The following is a 6698-nucleotide window of genomic DNA, read 5'->3' as shown; positions in this document are numbered from 1 at the left end:
AAATGATTGACCACTACACAAAGATATATACACCTATCCTGTTAAGTGCAATATTTCTAATCAAACAATGCACACCTAGTGCTTAATCCACATCTTAAAAAGTAAAATCAAGGATAGAGTAATTGATGAATAAAATATTGAGTCTCATTACAATTATTATGATGCTTTTCTCTGGCATGATAACAGCAAAGAATATACCTGCTAGCGCACAATACTTAGGTAATGAAGGAGTGTTAATAGTAAATAACAATAAAAAAATACTATTTGATCCTATATTCAAGCAAAACTATAATCGTTTTACATTAGTGCCCAAGCAGATCAAAGAAAAGCTCATTAATAGTGCAGCGCCATTTAGCACTATTAATGCCATTTTTATTACCCATGATCACGCGGACCACTTTCATGCTGCCGAAGTATCTGATTACTTACAAAAGCATAAAGAAGTTCAGTTAATTGTCCCCACGCAAGTAATGAAAAAACTCGCTTTACAGCCAAATTACCAACAGTTCAAGCCGCAATTACATGAAGTATCTCTTAACATTGGCGATAAGCCAACTAGCTTAAACATTAACAATATCCATGCTGAAGCCGTTCGTATTCCGCACATCGGTTGGCCAAAGAGAACCGAAATTGAAAATATAATCTATCGTGTAACCATTGATGGCGTCACAGTACTGCATTTTGGAGATGCTGATATCAATCCACAGCATTACATACCATACGCAAAGTTCTGGGCGGATAAAATAACGCACCATGCGTTTATACCAGGAGTGTTTGCTGTCGATGAACACTCAACAACGTCGGCTAAAATTCAGCTCAATGCTCGTAATATCACGTATGTTCATAACCCAATGCAAGTTCCTGATAAAATAAAAGCGTTGGCTGTAGATTATTTCGCAAAACCGGGTGAAAAAAGAACTATTAAAGTAACAACTAACAATGCTAAATAGTGCGTCATACTATCAGCGGTAAGAGACGAGTTTGCCGAATAACTTGCTTTGAACGCATCTGACTCTATATACGCATCTGAATACAATCGCTTAATCTGGGTACGTTTCCATGATGTGTATAACTTTATCTATATAGTCTATAAACAAGCCGACTAATTTAGGATCAAAGTGCTCCCTGTAACTCCCCCAAAAAATTGATAAGTTAAATCTATAAAACTCGCCTGAAGGCTACGGCATATTGACTATTAAGTAATAAATAAGCCGCACCCTTTCATATAATTTTACTCTTTGTTAAAAATGACATAGACGTAATCATCTACTAATTGCCCACCGATCGAAGTATTTTTGGGCAACATCGATTCTCTATGAAAACCTGTTTTCTCAAGTAATTTCCACGAGGCGATATTTGATGTAGCGCATATCGCGATGACTTTATTTAAATTCACCGTTTCAAAGGCATAATTGACTATCAAACGCAAAGCCTCCGATGCATACCCTTTTCCATGAGCTGATGCTTTTAACATACAGCCAGCCTCAGCCTCTTCGCTGTTGTTCTCTGTAAGCGCAATACCAATATTACCAACTTTTTCACCTGTGCTTTTCTCAGTAATACTAAAATCCCAGCTTTTCTTTTCACTCATTTTGGCACAAATCCTACGTTCAAAAATCGTTTCAAGCAAACTCTCTGAACGAGGATCATCTACATATTTCATTAGTATTGGGCATTGATTTAGTTCTTTGAAAAGCGCCCAATCAGACTGTTCTAATGGTTTTAGCTGTAACCTATCACTATTCATATACTTCCTTATCACCTCTATAAATATAGGCCTCAGCCCAATACTTGGACAGCCTAGTGTATTACGCCACTTTCTTGTACCTTTATTATACTATTTACTTCACCTTTTATTAGTAAATTACATTGTAAATAGTGTGAAGGAACAGAAACCGTAAATTGTGCAGCAATAGATAATGACTGAACACCATTGTTACACCGTAACTGAGCAACTTCGATACTGCCTCTAGTCACACTTATAGCTAACTCTGAGCGGGTTACTGGATATACCCATATATTGTTCTTCTTAAGTTCTTTGCTTATCTCAATTTCAGTATTGTCTTTTATGGTGCTGAGTATTGGCGTTCTCATTTTCAGATAAATATCATCACTTATGTTAGCATTTTTTATACTGCGTAAACTATCTAGCGTGTTAAGCGCTCCTGTATATTCATTAATATACATTTGCCATGTCAATAAATTTTGTGCAGTTGTAATAGCCATTTTAGTGGGTAGGTAGTCACGTAGTATATTTGCCACAGCAACTTGATGACCGTATTCATGCCACTGGGACGTTTGGTAATAATATATTGCATGTAACCAAGCCGATATAGCTTGCTCTGTGAGGTTTCGAGTATTCGTTTCTACTAATATTTTTAATTGTTCATCAACATCTTTAAATTTTTTCTCCGCCAACAAACGATTTATTTTTTCATACCTTTTGCTAAAACCTACTGAAATACCATCGTTATTACTGCCAAAGAAACTCTTGTCATAAACCATTAGAAATGTTTTTGAAGATTCAACCGCACTGCCATTAAATGTTGCAGGAGAAAACCGTAGGTTACGTATATATTTTACCGCTGATTTAATGTGCGGATTAGATCTTGATGAGTGAGTAACATGAATATCTGTTGCTTTTCCATTTAGGCCAACTAAATAAGCCAGCTTGACCCACTCTTCTTTGCGAGAGTTACTTGATGTCTTTTTTGTTTTCTAAGCATTTAAATTGTCAATTACCTTAGCGTATTGAAAATTGTTCGCTGAACTTATCGTCGAGAAAAGGATACAAAAAATACAATAGAAAACGTTAAATTTGACTTTCATAATATAGGTTCAGTATTAGATGTACCCGTATTGTAACTCATTTTACGATTCACCTGATAACTTTCCTGCGCATAGCCGCATTCTCTAGTAATACAAAAGCCGCTGTTACGCGGCTTAAAATTATTCTGCTAACCCATGCTAGGACAGGTCATACGAAGACTATTTTGATGATGTAGCTGTTACATTTAAAGTTACACCTGCTGCAGCACTGTAACCATATACATCAATATACCAAGTGCCTGCTTGAGGATTTTGGAACGCACAGTTTTCCACATTGCCACCAGCATATGGGCGACAATCCCACTGTGAACGCGTCGATGCTTTACCGTATGTGACATATAAATCAGCATCACCTGTACCACCAGACATAGCGACATTAAAATCAGAGTAACCTTCAGCTAAGTCAAATGTATAACGTACCCAACTACGGCGCGAAACATTAATATTATTTACAGTTTCATCGATCGTAGGTAACGAACCACCTGGTGAACCAGAGCAACCATTGCTGTTCAAGTAATCTAACGCTGCTTTTGCTTGTACTAAACCATGGCCAAACTGCACATCACGACCTGGAGCACCTAAATCCTCGGCTGTTGCAGTCAACACCGTACGAATTTGCTCTGCTGTACAACTTGGGTGGTGACTCCATACTAATGCTGCAACGCCCGCAACATGAGGTGACGCCATTGACGTACCCGTCATTTTTCCATAGTTACCAGGGCTAATATTAACAGCAGCAGATGTACCTACATCAGCTAACATTGCTGTACCAGCGACATCAGAGACTGTTAAGCCTGGGATAGTTGTTTGATTCGAATCGCCTAAAGTACCACTGAAGCTTCCCGCTGCATTATTGTAGATAATCGCGCCTAAACCACCGCTGTCCTCACAGTTTTTAACTTTGTCATGAAACGAAATTGCGCCACGTTGGATTAAACAAACCTTACCGCTAGCACCAGTATCTTGTACTTCACCGGTCGCAAAGTCATATAGCGGTGCGGTAACAACACCTTGGTTTTCCATTGCATTTGTTTCGTAAGCTACGTTATTCACAGTTAAAGTAACTAATGAACCATCACCTTCAGGGTAAGCCGATTGCACATCAACACCTGGGGCCGCAATTTCTACTTGATCATTTTTTTGTGAACTGGTGTATAAATCTTTATTTTTATCGACTCCACCTACTGACATAACAGAATCATATGAAGCAGGGAAACTCTCTAGATCAGTTGGGTTTGATAATACGCCATCATTACCCGCAGCTGCAATGAGTAACATGCCAGCATCAGCAGCAGCTTGCATACCATTTCGTTCAGTCGTACTAGAGCCCGCACCACCTAAACTCATATTCACTACATCAGCACCAGCTGCCTGACACTTATTGACTGCATCAACTAATTCTGATGAATAACCCCAGCCACTCGCATTAAACACTTTAATAATATGCATTGATGGATCTGTACCAATAACACCTCTAACCCCGATCCCATTATTCAGTGCAGCAATAGTTCCTGCGACGTGGGTACCATGAGGGCCTCCATGCTCAAACCAGTTGCCTGTACCTCGGTCATTGGTTCCTGTAATAGTTCCACCATTACTGCCCATATCTTCGTGTGGTAAATCGAGGCCTGAATCAATGACACATATTTTTTTACCGCCACTGGCTGCTGAAGCTACCATGTCGTCAACAAGATCTGCTTGAACTAAGCTGATCCCGTAAGGTGTTTCTTGCGACATAAGACGTCGAGGTAAATCTTCTTCCACATACTCAACATTGGTGTCTTCTTGCAAGGTTTGTAACTGAGAACTTGTTAATGGTGTAACAATGGCATTTAAGCTTGGTTTAAACTGAGCATTGTTAATACCAAGAGTAATCATTCTAGATTGAGCTAAATGTGACATTTCTGAACTTTGAGTCATCAATGTAGAAGCTGTACCTGTTTTATATTTTACAATGTAGCGCTTTGGCAACGGTGATTTTTCAGACTCTTCAAGTGCTGGGGCTGCATGAAGTGATGCTGATACAGCTAACGAAAGTAACGTTGCACTAAAAATCATTTTGTTGTTTTTTTGTTTCTTAGTCATTATAAAACCTGTCAATTGTTATTGTTGTCGCTAAAAATGTATCAGAAAACAAAATAATTAACATTCAAAAGTAACCTCCCATGTAAAGAATTGTTAATGAAAATAGCATAAAAACATATTAAACACATTAAAACAATAACTTATGATTTTATAGTTTGCTAATTTCGCATAGTCAATATTCATAATAAAGTGCCAATTCAGAATATTTAATTTTACAAACAATGTAAAACGTAACCCAAACAACTATCTATACACACTGTTATTTCACATAGCCCGTTGCTTATAACTATAAATAAACACAAAAACATATACCCATCCGATAGTACTCAAACACGGTGTATGATTCAGAGGCCTCTACTGGAAAATACTGCAAAAAGACAGAGCTAAAACGCAGTGTTAATTAACGTTATATTATTTCACTTTACATATTTTAAATAAAATTGTTACATCAAAAGCAAGGTTAAAAATACAACATGTAATTATAAGGAATATACTATGAACAAAAGAAAATTACTGACAAGTCTGTCCGCGTTATGTTTTCTGCCATTGTCGACTATGGCTGCTGCTGAACAGTCTTGTCCAAGAATCGAAGGCTTTTATGCTACATGGGATTATCCTGCTGGCGGACAGCTCGATATTCAAGCACTTGCTACAGATAAATTGACGCATATTATCGTTGCTTTTGCTTACCCTCAGCCTGATGGAAGCCTAGATACTCTTGAGGCCGACAAGTATATTGATGATATCGTTAAGCATGCTCATGCCAATAATACGGGAGTCATGATCTCCGTTGGCGGTGCTGGTGTAGATTTTTTATCTATGGATGAGACTGCACGCAGCCAACTGGTGTTCAATCTAGTCGAGTACGCAAAACGACACAATCTTGATGGCATAGATGTCGATTGGGAGGACTGGAGTACCTACAACCAGCCAAACCCCATTGAAAGTGATATGCTTTTGACCTTAGTAAAAGACTTGCGTGCTGCCTTACCTAAAAATATTGAAGTGACAGTGGATGTGCAAGCTGGCGGTTGGTCAGGAATTAACTTTCACCCTGATTTAGATAAGTATGCCGATGTTATTCGTTTTATGGCCTATGACTACACAGGTGGCTGGGGTGGCTCACCAATTAAACATCATGCCGCGTGGGACGATATTCATGCGGGGCTTGTTAACCCAAACCCAGCAAGTCAAAGTATGATAAGCAAATATGATGTGGCTAAAACAAGCTTAGGGCTCCCTTTCTATAATAAAACCTTCGTAGACAGTAAAAACGGCCCTGTTTCTAGCCACACTGCACGCGACATTGTAGAAACCTTGGTGATAGGTATGGGAGTAGATTACAACAGTGGTCAATATCTTTTTGATAATGATGCTTATTTTTGGGAAACACCAGAGCTGATAAAAACCAAATCAAAGTTTGTCTCAGACAATGGTTATCCTGGTGTTTTTATATGGGAGCTACATCAAGATGCCAGAGATGAACAATATAAGTTGCTTAATGTAATCGCAAAAGAGTTACCAAAATGTCAGCCTTGTGCTGAAGCGTGGCAGCCTTACCCAGCAGTGTATAGCACGCATGATATTATTAGCTATCAAGGAAGTAATTGGAAAGTTAATGGCGGCCCCCTTCATAGTGTCGCACCAAAGACGTTAGGTCATGAACATAGATATACAAATTTAGGGGCTTGTAAAAACTATGTAGTTAACCGATAAGATCCCGGTCACCGTAAAGAACCTGTAATGTACTTTCACAGTCATTGATAGGTTCTTTATTAACTTTA

5 protein-coding genes are annotated in these 6698 nt (G+C 38.5%); 2 read left to right on the top strand and 3 right to left on the bottom strand.

The genetic code is table 11. The annotated features are described in order from the left end of the window. The first annotated feature begins 125 nt into the window (after positions 1-125). On the top strand, positions 126-950 hold the full coding sequence (locus tag CWC18_RS14865) for an MBL fold metallo-hydrolase (RefSeq protein ID WP_138675575.1): 825 nt from the start codon (positions 126-128) through the stop codon (positions 948-950). Positions 951-1231: 281 nt separating this feature from the next. Here the strand turns inward: CWC18_RS14865 and CWC18_RS14860 are convergent, their stop codons facing one another. The 3 genes from CWC18_RS14860 to CWC18_RS14850 form a co-directional block, all read right to left on the bottom strand. Next, the gene (locus CWC18_RS14860) at positions 1232-1747 is read right to left on the bottom strand and encodes a GNAT family N-acetyltransferase (protein ID WP_138592019.1); all 516 of its coding nucleotides are present in this window, start codon (positions 1745-1747) and stop codon (positions 1232-1234) included. Between the two features lie 53 nt (positions 1748-1800). Continuing rightward, positions 1801-2505 (bottom strand): hypothetical protein, encoded by a 705-nt coding sequence (locus CWC18_RS14855; protein WP_138675574.1) that lies wholly within the window; start codon positions 2503-2505, stop codon positions 1801-1803. A 483-nt stretch (positions 2506-2988) separates the two neighbouring features. After that, complete coding sequence (locus CWC18_RS14850) at positions 2989-4914, bottom strand: S8 family serine peptidase (protein ID WP_138592021.1); 1926 nt, start codon at positions 4912-4914, stop codon at positions 2989-2991. Positions 4915-5409: 495 nt separating this feature from the next. Between CWC18_RS14850 and CWC18_RS14845 the strand changes: the two genes are divergently transcribed. Beyond that, positions 5410-6630, top strand: a complete 1221-nt coding sequence (locus tag CWC18_RS14845; RefSeq protein WP_138592022.1) for a glycoside hydrolase family 18 protein — start codon at positions 5410-5412, stop codon at positions 6628-6630. Positions 6631-6698: the final 68 nt, after the last annotated feature.

This window comes from Pseudoalteromonas aurantia (genome assembly GCF_005886875.1).
GTDB lineage: Bacteria > Pseudomonadota > Gammaproteobacteria > Enterobacterales > Alteromonadaceae > Pseudoalteromonas > Pseudoalteromonas aurantia_A.
This window is presented reverse-complemented; position numbering and strand designations above follow the sequence as displayed.